Source organism: Treponema lecithinolyticum ATCC 700332 (assembly GCA_000468055.1).
Classification (GTDB): Bacteria; Spirochaetota; Spirochaetia; order Treponematales; family Treponemataceae; genus Treponema_C; species Treponema_C lecithinolyticum.
In genome coordinates, this window is the sequence record KI260567.1 from 99,320 (window position 1) to 117,313 (window position 17,994).

15 protein-coding genes and 1 tRNA gene are annotated in these 17,994 nt (G+C 45.0%); 7 read left to right on the forward strand and 9 right to left on the reverse strand.

The window, feature by feature from the left end; all coding sequences use genetic code 11:
• Positions 1–2: 2 nt before the first annotated feature.
• From HMPREF9193_RS10875 to HMPREF9193_RS07710, 3 genes are read right to left on the reverse strand one after another with little or no spacing between them, the layout of a single operon-like run.
• Complete coding sequence (locus HMPREF9193_RS10875) at positions 3–419, reverse strand: hypothetical protein (RefSeq protein ID WP_051306040.1); 417 nt, start codon at positions 417–419, stop codon at positions 3–5.
• Between the two features lie 54 nt (positions 420–473).
• Complete coding sequence (locus tag HMPREF9193_RS07705) at positions 474–1,775, reverse strand: ABC transporter substrate-binding protein (protein WP_021687545.1); 1,302 nt, start codon at positions 1,773–1,775, stop codon at positions 474–476.
• Positions 1,768–3,066 carry an aminotransferase class I/II-fold pyridoxal phosphate-dependent enzyme gene (locus tag HMPREF9193_RS07710; protein ID WP_040847989.1) on the reverse strand — a complete coding sequence of 433 codons (1,299 nt, stop codon included), beginning with the start codon at positions 3,064–3,066 and terminating at the stop codon, positions 1,768–1,770. The genes HMPREF9193_RS07705 and HMPREF9193_RS07710 overlap by 8 nt, the downstream gene beginning before the upstream one ends.
• Positions 3,067–3,134: 68 nt before the next feature.
• Here HMPREF9193_RS07710 and HMPREF9193_RS07715 point away from each other — a divergent pair, with 68 nt between their 5' ends.
• The 3 genes from HMPREF9193_RS07715 to HMPREF9193_RS07725 are packed head-to-tail and all read left to right on the forward strand — an operon-like array spanning position 3,135 to position 6,099.
• A complete protein-coding gene (locus HMPREF9193_RS07715) occupies positions 3,135–4,172 on the forward strand; it encodes an AAA family ATPase (RefSeq protein WP_021687547.1) in 1,038 nt (345 codons plus the stop codon).
• A 2-nt stretch (positions 4,173–4,174) separates the two neighbouring features.
• Positions 4,175–5,077 carry a DUF58 domain-containing protein gene (locus tag HMPREF9193_RS07720; protein WP_051306041.1) on the forward strand — a complete coding sequence of 301 codons (903 nt, stop codon included), beginning with the start codon at positions 4,175–4,177 and terminating at the stop codon, positions 5,075–5,077.
• Positions 5,074–6,099: a hypothetical protein gene (locus tag HMPREF9193_RS07725; RefSeq protein WP_040847938.1), complete on the forward strand. Its 1,026-nt coding sequence runs from the start codon at positions 5,074–5,076 to the stop codon at positions 6,097–6,099. The genes HMPREF9193_RS07720 and HMPREF9193_RS07725 overlap by 4 nt, the downstream gene beginning before the upstream one ends.
• Positions 6,100–6,119: 20 nt before the next feature.
• Here the strand turns inward: HMPREF9193_RS07725 and HMPREF9193_RS07730 are convergent, their stop codons facing one another.
• The 4 genes from HMPREF9193_RS07730 to lepB form a co-directional block, all read right to left on the reverse strand.
• The gene (locus HMPREF9193_RS07730) at positions 6,120–7,370 is read right to left on the reverse strand and encodes an HD-GYP domain-containing protein (protein ID WP_021687550.1); all 1,251 of its coding nucleotides are present in this window, start codon (positions 7,368–7,370) and stop codon (positions 6,120–6,122) included.
• Between the two features lie 275 nt (positions 7,371–7,645).
• Positions 7,646–9,640: a motility associated factor glycosyltransferase family protein gene (locus tag HMPREF9193_RS10880; RefSeq protein WP_156882483.1), complete on the reverse strand. Its 1,995-nt coding sequence runs from the start codon at positions 9,638–9,640 to the stop codon at positions 7,646–7,648.
• Positions 9,621–11,486: a PASTA domain-containing penicillin-binding protein gene (locus tag HMPREF9193_RS07740; protein WP_021687552.1), complete on the reverse strand. Its 1,866-nt coding sequence runs from the start codon at positions 11,484–11,486 to the stop codon at positions 9,621–9,623. The genes HMPREF9193_RS10880 and HMPREF9193_RS07740 overlap by 20 nt, the downstream gene beginning before the upstream one ends.
• Position 11,487: 1 nt before the next feature.
• Positions 11,488–11,976, reverse strand: a complete 489-nt coding sequence (lepB, locus tag HMPREF9193_RS07745) for a signal peptidase I (RefSeq protein WP_021687553.1) — start codon at positions 11,974–11,976, stop codon at positions 11,488–11,490.
• Positions 11,977–12,022: 46 nt separating this feature from the next.
• On the opposite strand from lepB, the gene HMPREF9193_RS07750 reads away from it, so the two are divergent.
• From HMPREF9193_RS07750 to nudC, 4 genes are read left to right on the forward strand one after another with little or no spacing between them, the layout of a single operon-like run.
• Positions 12,023–13,189, forward strand: a complete 1,167-nt coding sequence (locus tag HMPREF9193_RS07750; protein WP_021687554.1) for a peptidoglycan DD-metalloendopeptidase family protein — start codon at positions 12,023–12,025, stop codon at positions 13,187–13,189.
• Between the two features lie 11 nt (positions 13,190–13,200).
• Positions 13,201–13,491 carry a zinc ribbon domain-containing protein gene (locus HMPREF9193_RS07755; protein ID WP_021687555.1) on the forward strand — a complete coding sequence of 97 codons (291 nt, stop codon included), beginning with the start codon at positions 13,201–13,203 and terminating at the stop codon, positions 13,489–13,491.
• Positions 13,488–15,839, forward strand: a complete 2,352-nt coding sequence (locus tag HMPREF9193_RS07760) for a polysaccharide deacetylase family protein (RefSeq protein WP_021687556.1) — start codon at positions 13,488–13,490, stop codon at positions 15,837–15,839. Before HMPREF9193_RS07755 ends, HMPREF9193_RS07760 begins: the two co-directional genes overlap by 4 nt.
• Position 15,840: 1 nt before the next feature.
• Positions 15,841–16,632 (forward strand): NAD(+) diphosphatase, encoded by a 792-nt coding sequence (gene nudC, locus HMPREF9193_RS07765; protein WP_021687557.1) that lies wholly within the window; start codon positions 15,841–15,843, stop codon positions 16,630–16,632.
• Between the two features lie 24 nt (positions 16,633–16,656).
• Here nudC and asd read toward each other — a convergent pair whose 3' ends face one another.
• Entirely contained in the window at positions 16,657–17,745 is a 1,089-nt protein-coding gene (gene asd, locus HMPREF9193_RS07770) for an aspartate-semialdehyde dehydrogenase (RefSeq protein WP_021687558.1), read from the reverse strand.
• 83 nt (positions 17,746–17,828) lie between these two features.
• A tRNA-Met gene (locus HMPREF9193_RS07775) sits at positions 17,829–17,901 on the reverse strand.
• Positions 17,902–17,994: the final 93 nt, after the last annotated feature.

Genomic DNA, 17,994 nt, shown 5'->3' on the forward strand with positions numbered 1-17,994 from the left:
TTTTATACCGCTATGGAAAATACTGCGCCCGTTTGCGGCATTCCCGAACCCTGCAGTACGTAGGGATTGCTTTTTGCAATGTTGACAACGTTTTGAATACGGCTTTGATAATCTTTTATAAGTGAATCGATTTGATTTTCGGTTAAATGTGAAACTTCCGAAGAACGAATCGGTGTTTGTTTTATGTGAGACAAACGTTCTATTAATGCGTTCAAAATGGAAATTTTGTCGATGTTTACGCCGCTTTGACCGTCGCTTGCAGGAATTCCCGATACATGTTTAAATTGGCTGTAAATTACCAAGGAAGGGGCTACCGGTACGTGTACTTTTCCGGCTGCGCTGGACGGTAACTGTGAAAACGCATCGGATGTGTAGCGTGTTTGAGCAAGACCGTGTAAATCGCCGAGTGCCGAAATCATATTATCCTCCATTTAAAATATCGGATAAAATAAAAATGAATTTAGCAAAAATTATTAATATGAGCGGCGTTTCCAATCGGCTATGAACTGCTCCATTGTTTTAGGATGTTCTTTAACGCTCGTATTTACTGCCGAAAAAAGATAGGGCAGTACAACAACTTCTTTAATTTCTTCCCAGTTTGCCGGCAAAATGTTCGGGGTGGAAAGGTAGTTTGCATCGGGCAAATTACCCAACAAGGCGGGGTAAAAAACCGGAAATATGCGCTCGTTTACGCTGCGTATGGAAGAAAAACCGCCTGCAATACCGAAAGAACCCGTGTATAAATTCAAATCAAAACGCCATTCAAGCATAGCGTTTTGATTTTCTTCGTTCATAAACCATATCATAAATATTTCCGCAGCTGTACGGTTTTTAGAATACTTATACATGCCCATAGAAATCATATTGTCGGTAATCGGCAGCCGGTTGTCTTTTTGAATCCAGCGGTAATCGACGCCGTTCAGTTTTTCTTGAGGTACGGTAAATAATTTGTTGCTGTCCATGCATGCAAATAAGCATTGTTTTTCGGTTACCCATTTTATACGCGGGTTATACAAATATTTGAATTTATAATCGTTTTCGGCGACAGTAGATGTGTTTACCGTTTGCGTCCAATCGCGAAGATAATGCACCACTTCGTCCAGTGCATTTTGATTCCAATAAAAAGAATCGCGGCGGTTTGAACTTTCGGAAAAGTCGGCGCCGTACAGTTTTGCCGTTTGATATAAAAACTCAGCAGTCCAGCCGGGGGCAAAACCCATGGACGTGTATACGCCGTTTTTATTTTTTTTATTTAATTGACCTGCTGCTTCACGTATTTGGTCGGGAGTGAGCATATAGTTATTCGGGATTAAATCGGCGTAATCGCTTGAAAAAATAACCGCATTTAAATTAAAGCTTACCGGAAGCAAATATTGTTTGCCGTTTGCGCTTCCTATTTTTAAAAGCTGCGGATAAAAAATATTCCGTTTAATAAGCTGATCGTCGAACAAATAATCGAGCGGCATAAAATTTTTCCGGATACGCCGGTTTTTTAACCACGGCCCTACAACAATGTCGGGCAAAGCTTCATCTTTTGCCGGCGGAAACATATCTGCAGGATTTTCTTTATATACAACCAATACTTTTATATCTTTACTCAGCGTATTAAATAATTCAGCATAAGCGGCAAATTCGCTTTGATTTGTCCATAAAACAACCGGATGCTCATAGGCAGCTTCGTAAGAGCCTTTGCAGCCGAGCGCGCTCAAATACAAAGCGATGCATAGTAAAAAGCGCAAAGCGTTTGCTATGATTTTATATCTACGTTTATTCATGTGCCAAATCCTCCGCAGCTTGGTAAACCGCAGTATACACGTCTTCTATTAGATTTTCGTCGATAGCCGAAAAAGCTATGCGCAGCGTTTCGTTGTCTATGGCGATTGTTCCGATGCCGTATTGGTTAAGCAGTTTTTGGCGCAGAATTTCGGCGCTCACCGTTTTGCAGTGAAAACTCATAAAATAACCCGAATTAAAGGGAAGCGGTTCCAATACGGGATGATTTTTTTTTAAATCGACAAAAGCGCGGACTTTGCGGTAGCGTTTTTCAAGCAGTTTATACAGTTTTTGCCTTTCCTGTTCAAGGTTCGGTTCCATAAGTGCTTGTAATATAATAGATTGTGAAGGCGTTGCCGCACAAGAAACCGAAGAACGTATAATACCCATAACTTTTTTTGAAAGCGCTTCGTAGTGGATATCGGTTAAGCCCTTGCCGGCAAAAGTTAAAAAACCGGTTCTAAAGCCCCACACATAGTCTTCCTTTGTGGGCCCGTCTATTTTTACCGCAATTACCCGCTCATGTATATCCGCTAAAAAAGCAAATAGCGATTGTTTTTCCGTTTCTTTTTCGTAGTTAAAACCGAAGTATGCATCATCGCACCACACCATAACGCATGCGCCTTTTTGTGCAGCTTGTTTAATTATAGCGCAAATAGTTTGCGCTTCTTCCGCTGTAGGCGAGTAACCGGACGGGTTGTGGGGAAAATTCAACAATACGCGGATTTTTCCCATTTTGCTTTCTTCGTTCATAACGGCGCGGAACGCGTCTATATTAAAACCGGAGCCTGAAAACAAAGGAAATTGTAAAAATTGCGCATTCCGCCTTGCTTTTGCAATCAAAGCATAATTGTCCCACGAAGGATCGCCTGCTATTAATACGTCGTTTTCGTCTATAAATAAATCGCACAAATAAGAAACACCGGCAGTTAAGCCGGGAACCGCAATCGGTAAAGAGAAATTCTTACCGGCTAAAGCAGGGTTTTTTTCGATAATTTTTTGTTTCCATAATTCCCGTAATTTTTGGTTGCCTGCCGTCGGTGCATAAGCTACTGTTTCTGTTTCGTTTAAAAAAGTAAAATGTTTTTGTATCGGCTCAAGTGTTACCGCTTTACCGCAAACACAAGCCATACCGGTTGTCGCATTCGCTTTATATGCCGTCTTTTTAGCTTCGGCGCTTTGTGCTATAATACCTTTCGGAAAAAAAATACGTTTTCCCAAATCGGAAAGCAGCGGACCCAAAGCGGTAGTGTCAAGGACGGCATTTAATTCTTGTGCTAATGCATGTATCATGATATGGTATAATAAGCGTTGAGCGCCGCCTCTGTCAATGAAGCTGTATAAATTTTTAAGGATAAAATATGAGTAACGAAAAAGATTTTTTATATTGCCGTGATGTGCTGCAAACATGCCGCGATGAAGCTGCAAAACGGATTGTAGGGCAAAGTGCCGCCGTAGACGGCATTTTAACGGCGCTGCTATGCGACGGTCATATTTTGCTTGAAGGGGTGCCCGGTTTGGCAAAAACGCTTGCTGTTAAAACCTTTGCCGAAATCGCCTCTCTCGATTATAAACGTATTCAATTTACCCCCGACCTTTTACCCGCCGATATAACCGGCACCCTCGTATACGAGCAGTCTTCGGGGCATTTTTCCGTGCGCAAAGGACCGGTGTTTACCAATGTGTTAATGGCGGACGAAATAAACCGCTCGCCTGCAAAGGTGCAGTCTGCTCTCTTGGAAGCTATGGCGGAACGGCAAGTTACGATAGGAGAGCAAAGTCTTGCTTTGCCGCAGCCGTTTTTTGTTATGGCGACGCAAAATCCGATAGAGCAGGAGGGCACGTATAATTTGCCTGAAGCCGAACTCGACCGTTTTTTGTTAAAGATAATACTGGATTATCCTGCAGCCGACGAAGAGCTTGCGATTATAAAAAGCGGTGGAAAAGCCGAACAAATACCGGTTAAACGCGTGTTGAACGCCGAAACGATTGCTTTGTGCCATTCGCTTTTGGAACAAATTACATGCGGTGACGATATTATCCGCTATATTGTTTCTTTGGTAAACGTAACGCGTCCGGATAAAAAAAATGTGTTTGCAAAACTGCAAACTTCAGTAAAAATGCCGGGTGCTTCAGCTCAAACTTTTAATCGGGAAAAACCCGACATACTTAAATACATTGCCTTCGGTGCTTCCCCGCGTGCGGGTATTGCGCTGTGCCGCTGTGCAAAAGCTCAAGCTTTATTTGCGGGGCGTTCTTTTGTTTTACCCGAAGATGTAAAAGCTGCAGCTCCCGCCGTTTTGCGCCACCGTTTAATATTGTCTTACGAAGCGGCTGCCGACGGTATTGACGCGGATGAACTTATTAAAAGAATCCTTGCCCTTATGCCGGTACCCTAACGATGAGCGTGTCTGACGGTTTTTTGCCGAACTCTCTTTCTCTTGCACAAAAAGCTTCGGCTTTGCATGTGCGCTCCGTGTCACTTTCAGACAGTATGAGAAGCGGTTCCAGCCGTTCTATGTACAAGGGTAGGGGAATCGATTTTACCGGAGTGCGCGAGTACAGCGACACCGACGACGTGCGTACGATAGATTGGAATGTAACGGCGCGCATGGGTAAAGCCTTTGTAAAAATGTTTGAAGAAGATAGAGAGCTGACAATATTTGTCGTTGTAGACTTTTCTTCTTCTATGGAAAGCACAAGCGCGCGCCGCTCACGCCTTGAAACGGCTGCCGAAACGGCTGCTTTGATTGTGCTTGCAGCGGCGCAAAACAATGCTCCTGTAGGAGCGGTAGTGTTCGACGGCGAAATTATATTTTCCGCCGCGCCGAAACAAGGCAAAGCACACGCAATGTACGTGTTTTCAAATTTAGGTAAAGCTCCCGAGCGCCGTGTGCAAGGTTCGGCTTTGGCACAAGCGCTTCGCGGAGCGGCAAAACTGTTAAAAAACCGTTCGTTGGTAATGATTATATCCGACTTCCGCTGTGCAGGATATGAAGAAGAACTGTCGCTTTTAAGCTTAAAACACGAAGTTGCCGCCGTTTGCATGAGCGACCGCTCGGATTTTGAATTGCCAAAATCCGGCACTTTGCTGTTCCGCGACAGCGAAACTTTATACGAACTGCCGCTTGCAACTTCTTCTGCATCGTTTCGGCGCGAATGGACTGACTTTAACAAACGCTGTGCAGAACGGCGCAACGCTTTGTTTGCCCGAAGCGGCGTCAAAGTTTTAACCGTTTCTACAGAAGAAGATCCGGTATATGAATTAAAACGTTTTTTTGCGTCGCGGGAGAGGCAAAAGTGAAACGCTTTTTTTCGTTTTGTCCGCTGTCCGTATGCAAACGCGTGTGTCCGTACTTGTGCTTGTGCGCCCTTTTATTTTCGGCTTTATGCACTTTGCCCGTTTTTGCCGCTGAACGTGTACAGCTTATTCCTAAAGACGTATACATAGGCGATGAAGCCGAAATACGCTTTAGTTTTGCATGGAACGGTTCACTGTTTCAAACAGGCGGCGTTTTGGACAGTGATAATGCGGATATTTTAAATCAGGTATTCGATTCGCAAAACTATACGGTAAAACGGCTGCGTTTGTTTTCCGAAAACGGTTTGTATGTGCTGTCCGTTATTTTTATTCCTTGGCAAACCGGTCAAATCGATATTGTTTCGTTCGATTTATCCGATATTTTTACCCTTTCGGTAAAACCTTTGCTAATCGATATTCCGCCGATAACAATTCAATCTGCTGCCGAAAAAACCGGTCAAAAAACACTGCGCCCTTCCGCCGCTCCCCTTATCATTCCGGGCACAACCTATGTTGTATATGCCTTTGTTGCATGCGCGTTTGTATTGTGTGCTCTTGCCGTTGTGCTTGTTATGCGTTTTACTGCCGTGCGCCGTGCCGTTATTTCTTTTTTTGAACGTATATTCTCTTCGCGCAATTACTTGAGCGCATGCCGCACGCTTTTGTCTTTGGAACGCTCAAAAGATATAGAGCAAAGCGTTTTTTGCGAACGTTTGTCACACGAAGTACGCCGCTATCTTGAAGGGCGCTTTGCACACCCGTTTAGCGCATGTACGGCTTCGGAACTGTATGCGGCTTTTTGTGCGTTGTTTGCCGGAACCGCTTCGGAAAAAGCATATATTGCTATGGAAAGCTTGTGCGAAGTGTGCATAAGGTGCGATTTTGTGCGCTTTGCGGGAGTTTATGCACATACGGCGCCTGTAACGGATAATGAGAGGCTGCGTTTGATAGACACTGTCCGCCAAGCGTTTATCTACTTTGAACAGCCGGAAGAACCGGAAAAAGAAAAAGCGGACGGTGCTTGAGTATCCCGATCCGTACTGAGTTATTTAGCTTGTGCAGCTTTTTTAAGCGAAGCTACAACGTCAACCGTTTCTTCTTGCGTTAAAACGCGTATGATTTTTACGCCGTATTCTCCGGTTTCTACAATTTTCGGTTTGCCGTTTTCTTCTGTTTCGTTAAGTATTTGCACAAAGGGATTTTTTGGATCGAGCGAGTTGGTGTCGACGATAAGTCCTATTTTGCCGCCTTCAAGGTGTACGTAACTGCCTATGGGGAACAGCGATATGCTGTACAGCAGCGCTTTGATAATCCGTTCGTCGTATTGATTACCCATATTTTTAAGCATTTCAACCATTGCCGTATATATCGTTTGGGCTTCTTTATACCGGCGCGGCGCCGTTATGGCGGCGACCGAACAAGCTACGCTGATGATTTTTGCATACATCGATATTTTATCGCCGTCGAGCTTTCTCGGATAACCGGAGCCGTCTTCCCGTTCGTGGTGCTCTAAAACTGCAAGACAAATGCTGAGCGGAAAGCCGTAGTCTTTAAGAATATTGTATGTAAGGATGGGATGGGTATGGATGGCTTTTTTTTGCGCAAGGCTGAGCGGGTTTTCGCTCATATATAATTGCGGCGGAAGCCGTATCATTCCCAATTCGTGCACTATACAAGCTATGCCCAGTTCTATTAATTTTGCAGGAGGCAAACGTAATTGCAAACCTATAGTTAAGGCAAACACGGTAGAACACATAGAATGCGATGTAAGAAAGTCTTTGTTTTTTGAATTCAGCCACGGGCTTAAGCGTAATACGTAGCGTTTGTTTTCTTTAATAAACGTACACATGTCTTTTACGACATTTGCTATTTCTTGCTGATTTAATTCTTTGTGTGTGGCAAAACGCGTGTATATTTGATTGATGTAATTTTCGTATTCCCGATAACCTTTTTTTACCGCTTGAAGCCGCACATCTTCCATTGCGGCGATATCTTCATTTTTTTCTTCTGCCGCTTCTATGGAAAGTTTTGTTTTTTCACTTACGGCAGCTGCGGATTTTGCAGCCGTATTTTGATTTATTGCGGTTGTATTTTCGGTTTTTTGTGCGGCTTCAATTCCGGCGCCCGTTATTTTTCCGGAAGAAAAAATCTGCGTAAAACTCCAATCTTTGAGCGCTTTTAATAAACCGTCGGTCAGCGGTGTTAAACCGTTAAGCAATATAAATTTGTCGTCGAGCATCGCATCTGCAGTAAAAAAACTTCCGGCTTTTAAGTCGGCTATGGCAAAGGAATTCATGATTCTCCCGTAAAAACTAATATACCGCTTTTTCGTAAAAAAAAGCTGAAAAACTGCACATCGTTTTTCAGCTTTTATACGAGCGGCAACGATGTCTGGATGTCTTATGACTCACCGTTACTTTATATAGCTCTTACATATTAAGTATCGGTTCTTTGTCAAAAAACTTAAGCATTCTTATAAAAAAATTATACTTTTTTTACTCCGTTTTCCGCTAAAGGCGGCGCGCAAGCTTTAGTATTGCCGGCAACGGACTTTGTATTGTGCGAACCGAATCACACATTGTCCGTAGCGGATTTTGCGGGCATGTATTTAGCTAAAACTCCCATATACTCACGTAAGTTTTCCGTAAGAATCCGGTATGCCGGCTTTGATTGTTCTATATTTTTTTGCGCAGCTTGGCTGTACGGTATTTTGCACGATCCGCATAGGGCAGGAGATATAAGCCGTCGGCGCAGCGGTTTTTCGAAGCTAAAGTGTTCGCTTAAAAGCTTTGCTATCGGTGCCGCTTTATTTTCTTTTATTGCTTTATCTAATTCGTCCAAGCGCTGTAAAATCCGCTCGTATTGACTATCCTCGGTACACGTTGTGCCGCACAATTCAAGTGCTTCGCTTCCGGCTTTGTACAGCGCACACAAAGCTTTATATAAATCGTTAAGCGCCGCTTTTAGTTTTTTTTCGCGCTCTTGCTGTGTTTTTGCCGTGCCGGTTTTTATTGCACAAAAGCCGTGTATATCGTTTTCTTTTTCCGGTAAATTCAACAGCTCGTGCACATCCTTAAATGGTATACCCGGTATTGCGCAAGCGTTTGCAGATAAATTGTATGTGTGCACTTCGCCGTACAAAGCGCAGGTGCGCTCAAACCACCACGCATACAAGCTCATGCGCGCATCGGTTAAAAGCGGTTTTCCCGTATAATCGCAAACGCTTGTGTTTCCGTTTGTACGCGGGTTAGCGTACAGTATGCCGGCGCTTTTTGTTTCGGCAGGCTGTAACTTTGTTGAAACGCAGTGAGCGGCTTCTTCAAACGTGCTGCCTTTCGCGTGTGTTTTTCCTTCCGAATAGCCTAAATTCAGTCCTGCCGCATATATGTTTGTGCACCCGATAAAGCGGGCAAAATCCCATGCCGAAGAAGCTACCGACCCGCCTGCAGCAAGGCTGCCTTTTTGTTCTACAAGGTTTTCTATGTATGCGCCCGGCGGAAAAAACGACGAACATAATACGATTTTTTTACAGTCAAAACGGAACACGCTGGGGTAAGCGGCGATTTCGCTTATAAGAATCGATTCCTTTGCGTGTAAGCCGCTTATGTGGCGGGCATTCCAATATTGCGGGTCGGCTAAAACGATAAAATGCGGCTGTACGTTGTGTTTTAAAAGCGCGCGCAAAGCGGTGTCGACGCAAATAAGCAGCATGCGTTTTTTTAGCTCCTTTAAAAAAGGAAGCACAGCATCCAAACCTGCTCCTGCTGCTAAAATGCACGCATCTAAAGAGCCGGCTTTATTTTTGTAAGGGATAATACCGTCTAATTGTGCCGTGTATACACTGTTTTTGCATGTATTTAAAAGCCACAAATGCGAAAACTTTTTAAAAGTACGTTCGTTTATGCTTTGCTTGTTTTTGTTTTTTTCTATTAATGCATGCAAGGTTAAAAAATAGTTTTGATTGTGTGCGATTGCAGCTTTATGTGCGATAACGGCGCAGCCGGCAAAGCCGTAGTGTTCCAATACCGTAACTGCGGTTTGTTCATCCGCTTCGAGCAAAAGAACGCAAGAGGGCAGAGCAAAAAAATCCTGCCAGTCTATAAAGGAAAAAGCCCACAAAAGGCGCAGAATATCCGGTTCTATAACGACGACGGTTTTTTCGCCGTCTTGATAAGGCGGCTGTGCTTTGTATATACGCGAAGCTGCGCACGGACCGTAGCCTAACGACGCACCGAAAAAAACTATCGTATGTGCATCGGCTGCCGCTTGTGTGCTTACGGTTCTTTCCGCTTCGGCAGACGGATTGTATTGCGAGTGCAGCAATATGTCTTTATATGAAGCGCTTATTTCTCCGTTTTTTGCTTCGAACATGATCACATCGGGCGGGATAAACGATTGTTTTGCGCTGCTGCGCACATCGGAAGCGCTGCCTGTACTTTTGCCGCTAAAGTTTTCGGCATAAGCGCACAGTTTTTGTGCAAGTTCGGGGAAGCGCCGTTTAAGGGCGTTTAGGTTTTTATCCAAAATCGAGTTTTGCAAGCTGCAATCACTCAAGAATGAGTTCAACTGTCATTCCTTTGGTAACTGCCGTACCGGCAGCGGGTTTTTGTTCTTTTACCCAGCCGTCGCCTTTTATAATAACGTTCAAGTCATTTCTGTTTAAAAGCGGCGTCAGCAAACGTTTGGGAAGTCCGGTAAAATCGGGCAGGGTGTCGCCGATTTCGGGAAGTTTATCGGTTTGAAAGGTAATGCGCCCCGAGTGCGCTAAAGACGAAGCTCCGCCGCGCGCCAAACCCAAGTGGTCGATAATGACGTTTGCGGCATCGGCAATAACCGGAGCGACTATACGACCTGACAGTGTTTCACCCTTTGCTTTTGTAATAACAATGTATAAAACGATTTGCGGACGGTCGATGGGAAAAACGGCGGCGCAATTGGATACAAAGTCCGTTTTACTGTATTTACCGGTATCCGGATCGAGCATTTGTGCCGTTCCCGTTTTTACTCCGATTGAAATGTCTTTAAGAGCAGCTTTTGTTCCGGTGCCGTAGCGCGCAGTTGTTTCCATACAGCTTAAAATATAGTCTGCCGTTGCTTTGGAAACGGCGCGTTTTTTTTCCGAAGGGGTATGACGGTATTCTTCGTTGCCGCTGCTGTCGGTAATTTTTGATACGAGCGTAAGCTGTACCGGAACGCCGCCATTTGCCAAAGCGGTTGCTGCTTGTACGATTTGTAAAGCCGATACCGAGATTTCCTGTCCGATGGACATTGTGGGCTTTGAGCGCACCGACCAATAACGGTCGTTCACCGATTTGAGCGAGCCGCGCGTTTCCGAGGGTAATTCTATTCCAGTTCTGGAACCGAAGCCGAAATTCCGCAAACTTTGCAAAAACCGTTCTGAATCCATTTTTTCGCTCATTTGTGCCATTGCGTCGTTGCATGAATATTGCAGTGCTTCGCGCACGGTAACCGGACCGTGAGTTCCCAAACAAGTAATAACCGCTTTTTCGCCGTTTGCCGAGCGTACTTCATGGCGGCCGTTGCACACAAAAACTTCATTTTTGCCGACCGCACCGGAGTTTAAAAAAGAAGCGGCGGTAAAAATTTTAAAAACGGATCCCGGCTCATAAGCCAATACGGCGGGGCGGTCTATTTGCTCTTCTATTGAAGATGACGGGTAAAAATTCAAATTTGCGGCAGGTAAACTGATATACGACAGTATTTCTCCGCTGTGCGCTTCGCATGCTATAAGCATAAAACTTTCGGCTTGCGTTTCTTTTATGGAAGCGTAAGCTATTTGTTCCAGTTTGTACTGTAAATTGGCGTCGATGGTTAAAAATACGTTTTTACCCGAAGCGTTTTTTTCATTTTGTTTGGGCATAAGTATTTGCTGCATAGAATATTCTATGCCCGAAAGTCCGTTGCCCGAATCTCCCATAAAACCTATAACTTGCGAAGCAAGGGCGTTTTCCGGGTATACTCTGCCCGGTATTTTGTCAAACCGTATGCCTGCAAGAGATTTTGCTTTAATAACGTCTTCTACGGCGGTTTTTTGCGCTTTGGTTATTTTTTTCTTTAAGTATAAAAAATCGGAAGCGGCGCTTTTTATTGCAGCCGTAATGTGCTGAGGGCTTAGTTCTGTAGCTTCAGCTAAGCTTTGGGCAAAGTATTCGATATCGCCTATTGCCGAGGGGGTAACGGCAATATGATAAAAATCGGTTTGGACGGCAAGCGGTTTTCCGTTTTTATCAAAAATGGAACCGCGGCGGGGCGTTTCCGGCTTTAAAACGATTTGTCCCGGCGGAGTAAAAGCGAGTTTGCCGTATGCAACGGTAATGTACAGCGCCGCTGCCGTAAAAACTAAAGCAAAAACGATAATTCGTATTTTGGAAATAAAACCGTTTAAGCGCATATTACCGCAGTACCGCCCTGCCCAGTATGCCGTCTATGGGAACAAAGCCGTAATCGCGCGAATCGACCGAAAAACCGCTGTTGTCGCCTATCGCCAATACGGTGTTTTCCGGTACAACCGTGTCGAATTTTATACGCTGATATTGCCGTTCTGTAAGCGGATACACTTTTTCTCCCACCGTTACACTATACTTAAAACCGGATGAAAATTCCAGTACCGTGCCTTCGGTTGCGGCACATCGTTTAACAACCGTTTTGCCGTCGTGCACATAAGTTATAATTTCTCCCGCATGCGGCTTTGCCCACCGTATAAGCAATACGGATTGCAAAGGCAAAGCGATACCGTACGCCAATTTATTTATGCATATAAAAGAGCCGTTTTTTAGTGCAGGTGCCATCGACTCTCCGGAAACGCGTACAATATCGACGGCAAAAATTTTAAGCAATATTCCGATACACACACCGGAAAGCAAAAAAAAACGCATCTTCATACGTAATATTCTAATATGAACAAGCGCTTATGTCGATAGTTGATATATGGAAATTATCAGTTATTTTGAACCCAAACGCGCTTTGTGCGCTTCATGCGGAACGCTCACTATAGAAGACATGCTTCGCTCCCAGCATCCGCGCAAAAATCCGCTTAGGCTTTTGCAAAGAGAAGTACATTTTGCAGGAGAACGCACGGTAGCTTCTTTGGAACAAATAGCCGGTATGCTGCATAAAGCAAAAACGGCTTTACTTATCGTGTGTGTGCTTGTGTGTACGACTGCTGCTGCGGGGCATATATTTGAATATGCTTACGCTTTTGCCGGACGTTTGACTTTTGCCGAACGGGAAAATACCGATATTTCGGCTTTAAACGGCAAAATGCGCAATTTTGCTTTAGCATCAAAAGGAGAAAATTTTGATGCGGACGGCAATATTTCGCTTACCGACAATGCCGAAAAAGACGCGCTGTTCAGCATGCCGGTAACTTATGCAAAATACACCGTTGCTGCAGGCGACAGTATTTCTTCCATAACAAAGCGTTTCGGCTTAAAAAATATTTCAACCCTTATTGCGGTAAACGATATAAAAAACGCCCGTTTATTGCGTGCGGGGCAAAAGTTAACCGTTCCGTCTTTAGACGGTCTTGTGCATACTGTTAAAGAAGGCGACAGTTTGGCTTCGATTGCGCAAAAATACGATGTAAGCCTTGAAAAGATTTTGGACGTAAACGAATTATCTTCTGCCGTGCTTTTAGCGGGTGAGCGTTTGTTTATTCCCGGAGCACGCCTTGCCGGAAGCGATTTAAAAAAAGCTTTGGGCGAATTGTTTGCCTCTCCGCTTTCCGTGCGCTGGCGCATATCATCCGCATTCGGCTGGCGCATGGATCCGTTTACCGGCGTGCGCACGTTTCACACGGGTATCGATTTGGTTGTTCCGCACGGTACTCCCATAAAAGCTTCTATGGCGGGAACCGTTGCCGCTGCCGGATATTCAAACGTGTACGGCAATTACGTTATTATAAATCACGGTAACGGCTATCAAACATTGTATGCCCACATGGTATCGTCGGCAGTAAAGCGTGCCCAGCATATAGGGCAGGGCGGCGTTATCGGTTATGTGGGAAGCACCGGCTATTCTACCGGAGCGCACTTACATTTTTCCGTATACAAAGACGGAAAATTGATTAACCCCATGCACGTGTTTAAATTTTAGCGGAGGAAAGTATGCAAGGCGTAGCGGTGTGCAGGTTTTGCGGCAGAACAATCGATAATGCTTATGTTTTTTGCCCGTGGTGCGGCTTATCGCGTATCAACGGAGAAACTGCGGTTTTTTCCGCCGGCGAACCTGTCCTGCAGGAAAACGGTACGGCAGAAGAAAGTTTATACGGTTTTGACGGGCAGACTCACGCTTTTGAAGCGGAAACGCTGAGTAACCGCATACACAGTATAAGCCGTTCGCTAAACGAAATGGAACAGGATTTAAATCGTTTTATTGAATTGTCGGAGAAAGTATGAAAATACAAAAGACGGTGTATGCGTATGTGTTAGCATGTTTGTTTGCCCTGTGCGTATATATCTGTTATGCGGCGGAAAATGTTTTACCTTCGCGCATTACCTTTACCGATGTGGATTTAAACGGATCCGACGGTTTGCTGTTTAGTTGTGCGCTTACGGAAAAAAGCGGCACACATAAAAACTTATATACTGTCCGCTTAAGCAGCGACAAAAATGCCGTGCAAGCGGCACAGGGAGAGCCGGAGCTGTTAACTTGTTTTCCGCAAAAGCTGGATTCGTTTCAAAACGGTAATTTTTTGCAAGTGCGCAACAGCGACGGCGTGTTTATATACTCGGCAGCCAAAGCGTCATTGGAACGGGTTGCATATAATCCCGTGTTAAAACCTTCGCCCTTTGTCAGCGCCCGAAGCCGCGGTATCCTTACCGAAACCGCTTTAAGTCCCGACGGTAATTGGATTTGTTTTTTTAAAAAAACGGAAATTGCCCGTGCACAGCTTGTGCTCGGCGATACAAAAACCGGTCAAGAATACCTTTTGAGCGAACAATGCGATTTTGATTTTACGGGGCCGCGCGTATTGTGGTCGCCCGATTCGAAATTTCTTGTATACGAAAAAAACGATCATTTGTATTTTATAGAACCTAAAAAAGCTTTTTCAGAGCCTTTTCTTGAAGACCGTTTCCGTTCAATCGGAGAAGGAAACATTGCATGTGTACGCTGGGCATCGCATAAAAAACTAATGTATGTGCAAAAAGATTCTGTTTTTACGGTTTCCGCCGACGAATTGTATACGCGCTCTTTATACGCCGCCGTTCTCGGAAACGGAGATTTATGCGGTCATTTGCCTTGGGCGTTTAACGGTAAACAGGATTTGTTTTGGATTGACGAAACCGGAGAACACATTGTAGTTGTACAAAACAAAAAGAATGTTTTTTATTTTAAACTTGAAAGCTCTTCGTATCCGCATAACACGGCGTTTTTACCGGTAAACGGAACGGCAGCCGCTTTTTATGTAATGTGGCTGAACGTTCACCAAGCAAACAGCGGACTTTCTGGAAACAGTGTAAGCTCCGCTTTGGATCCGTCCGGCGCACGTGCTGCGGATGAGCGTGTTCCCGTATTGTGGATCGACTTTTTTACTCAAAACGAAGAAAAAGAAAGCCGTGCTTATTTGTTAAATGCTCGCTTTACAGCTGCGGCGGATAACGGAAGGCAACCGTATTTTACACCGGTGGAACTTCCTGCAGGAGCAAAAAATCCTGTTTTATCGCCGGACGGCAGCAATATCGCGTTTATAGCCGGCGGTGCTTTGTACGTGTACGATTGCAATACGTACAAAAAGCAAGCGGTTTATTCTGCCGAACGGATAGTTTCGTTTGCATGGCGCAGCAATTTTTCGCTGTATGTCGGCGGCAGCGAAACCGTCCGTTTGTGGGACTTTAAAGCCGATACGGCGGATATTTTATTTTTATCGTCGGTAAACCGCTTTGCATGGGATGCCGACGGAACGGGAGTTTTAGCATCCGTTTCGGCAGGTACGTTTATATATGACAAAGAGCGCGGTACGTGGCGCGTTTTTTCATCCGCTATACCCCGCGAAAATGCCAGCTTAAATGCGTACCGGCGCATTATGTCGGATAAACGGGAAAACGGTCCCTATGCCAATGTTCTGTACGTGCGTTCTTTGCAAGGCTTGGGAAAAACGCTGCCGCTTTTTACTTCGTTTGTTTCCGAAAGACGTCCGCAAAAAAGAGTAGCCGTTGCTTTCGACGCGCTTGACGACCGCTCCGGCGTTCCCTATATTTTAGACACTTTGTCGCGCTACGGTTTATCCGCTACGTTTTTTATAAACGGCGAATTTATACGGCGTTTTCCCGACACCGTATGTACAATTTGTAATAAAGGACACGAGTGCGCGTCGATGTTTTATACGGCAGCAGATTTGCTCTCTGCCGATTTTGCTTCGGACGAAAGCTTTATCCGCCGCGGTCTTGCACGCAACGAAGATGAATTTTATGCGCTTACCGGTGAAGAAATGAAACTGTTTTGGCATGCCCCCTACGGACGCTACTCTGCGGAAATAGATGAGGCGGGCAAAGCAGCCGGTTACAAAATGCCGGAAAATATAATATCTTTGCTTTACAATGAAAAAGACAGTTCACCACCTTCTTTTTCAAAAGTTATAGAAAATACAGTCGCACAACTCAAAGACGGCAGCGTTATCCTTGTATCTTGTTCTGCAGAACCCGCTCAAAACGGCGGCGATATGTATACAAAACTGGATGTGTTGTTGTATGCTCTACTGGAAGCCGGCTGCACACCAATGCCTGTTTCATCTTTTGTGTACTGATATGGCTTTAACAGATAAAGCAAAAATTACGGATTGCAAAAAGATTTTTTTGTTTTGCAAAGATAAATTGCTTTTGTGCGGTAAAAATAAAGATGCACCGCAGCTGCCCGCTGCCGCCGTATTCGCACAATTTATTGATAAAAAAATTGTAAACGAATGGTTTTACGACAGTGATTACGGTTATACCGCCGCCCGTACCGAAAAAGAATTGCAGGATTCTAAAGATTTTTCTTTTTTTTATCTTCCGCTTCGCAGTATCTTTGCCTTGGACTATCCCTTTGCACGGCTTGCCGCCCGCTCGCTTGCGCTGCTTAACTGGAAAGATTCCAGCCGCTTTTGCAGCGCTTGTGCCGGAGTTTTAAAAAACGCCGAGGACGAAACCGCTCTTGTTTGTTCAGCTTGCGGCAAAAGATTGTATCCTGCATTATCGCCTGCGATTATCGTACAAGTATATAAAGGAGAAAAACTGCTTTTAGCAAAACACCGCGAGCGCAACACCGATATATATACTTGTCTTGCAGGCTATGTGGAGCCGGGAGAAAACCTTGAAGAATGCGTGCAAAGAGAAGTGCGCGAAGAAACGGGAATTGAAATAAGCGATATACGCTATGTGGCAAGCCAAAGCTGGCCGTTTCCCAACCAATTCATGGTAGGCTTCCGCGCACGATGGAAAAGCGGCGATATATGCATTCAAAAAAGCGAAATAGCCGATGCGCGCTGGTTCGACAAAGACAACTTGCCTTCAATTCCCAAAGCGGGATCGCTTGCTTACAAGTTAATCAGCGGAAAATAAAATCTTGTATTATAAAGAATAAAATCAGTTAAAAAAGCCTTGAGCGTATAACAGTTCGGCATTTAAAATACCGCCTAAAGCCGCACCCCGTTTGGTGTTGTGGCTTAAAGCTACAAAACGGATGTCGAATACCGGGCAGTTTCGCAAGCGTCCGACGGTTACCGCCATACCTTTGTCAGTGTCGCGATCGCGCACGGGCTGCGGTCTGTTTGCTTCACGGCGCACGTGTATGGGCTGAACCGGCGCCGACGGTAAATTCAATTTTTGCGGCGCCGAGCGAAAGGATGTCCAAATATGTTCGATTTGTTCAAGCGTGGGTTTGTCGGGCGTATCGAATTCCAAACTGACGCATGCCGTATGACCGTCGATAACCGGTACCCGATTGCAGTGGGCGGCAACCAAAGGTTTTTCCGCATTGACTATGCGCTCTTGCTGAACCGTACCCAGTATCTTTAAGCATTCTTTTTCCGTTTTTTCTTCTTCGCCGCCGATAAACGGCACGATATTGTCTATCATGTCGAACGAAGAAACTCCCGGATAGCCGGCGCCGCTTACCGCTTGCAGCGTAGTAACAATCATGCGTTTTACCGGATAGCCTGCTTTTTGCAGCGCAAAAACGGGCAGCATATAGGATTGTAGCGAGCAGTTCGGTTTTACCGCTATAAAGCCCTTGTCCCAGCCTCGACGTCGTTTTTGCGAAGCGATAATGTCCGTATGCTGCGGATTTATTTCGGGTATGAGCATGGGAACGTCGTCCGTCCAGCGGTGCGCGCTTGCATTCGACACCACCGGTATGCCGCTTGCCGCATATGCTTCTTCCAATTGTTTTACCGTTTCTTTTTCCATTTCAAGTGCGCTGAATACAAAGCGGCATTTGCCTTGCGCTGCGTTTACGTCGTTTGCATCCGCAACGGTTAAACCGCGTACCCCTTCGGGCATATCGCTTCCGATAAGCCAGCGCCCTTCAACGACTTGCTCATAGCTTTTACCTGCCGAGCGAGGGCTTGCAGCTACATAAGCGACTTCAAACCACGGGTGATTTGCCAGTAAATACACATAACGCTGACCGACCATTCCGGTTGCGCCTAAAATACCTACGCTTATTTTTTCCATAATGACTTAATTTAAAACATTGCACTTAACATTAATAAAGCCGTCCAAAAACTGAAGTTTTTGGACGGCTATGCATTCCAGTTTAGCGGCAATGGGATTTGAACCTATGACCGAACGGATATGAGCCGTTTGCTCTACCTACTGAGCTATGCCGCCGTAACGCAATTGATATTATCATACCCCCGTTTTTGTGTCAAGTAAGTTCATTGTTTTACCCCTTAATTGACACAAAAGCGTGCATCGTGGTAT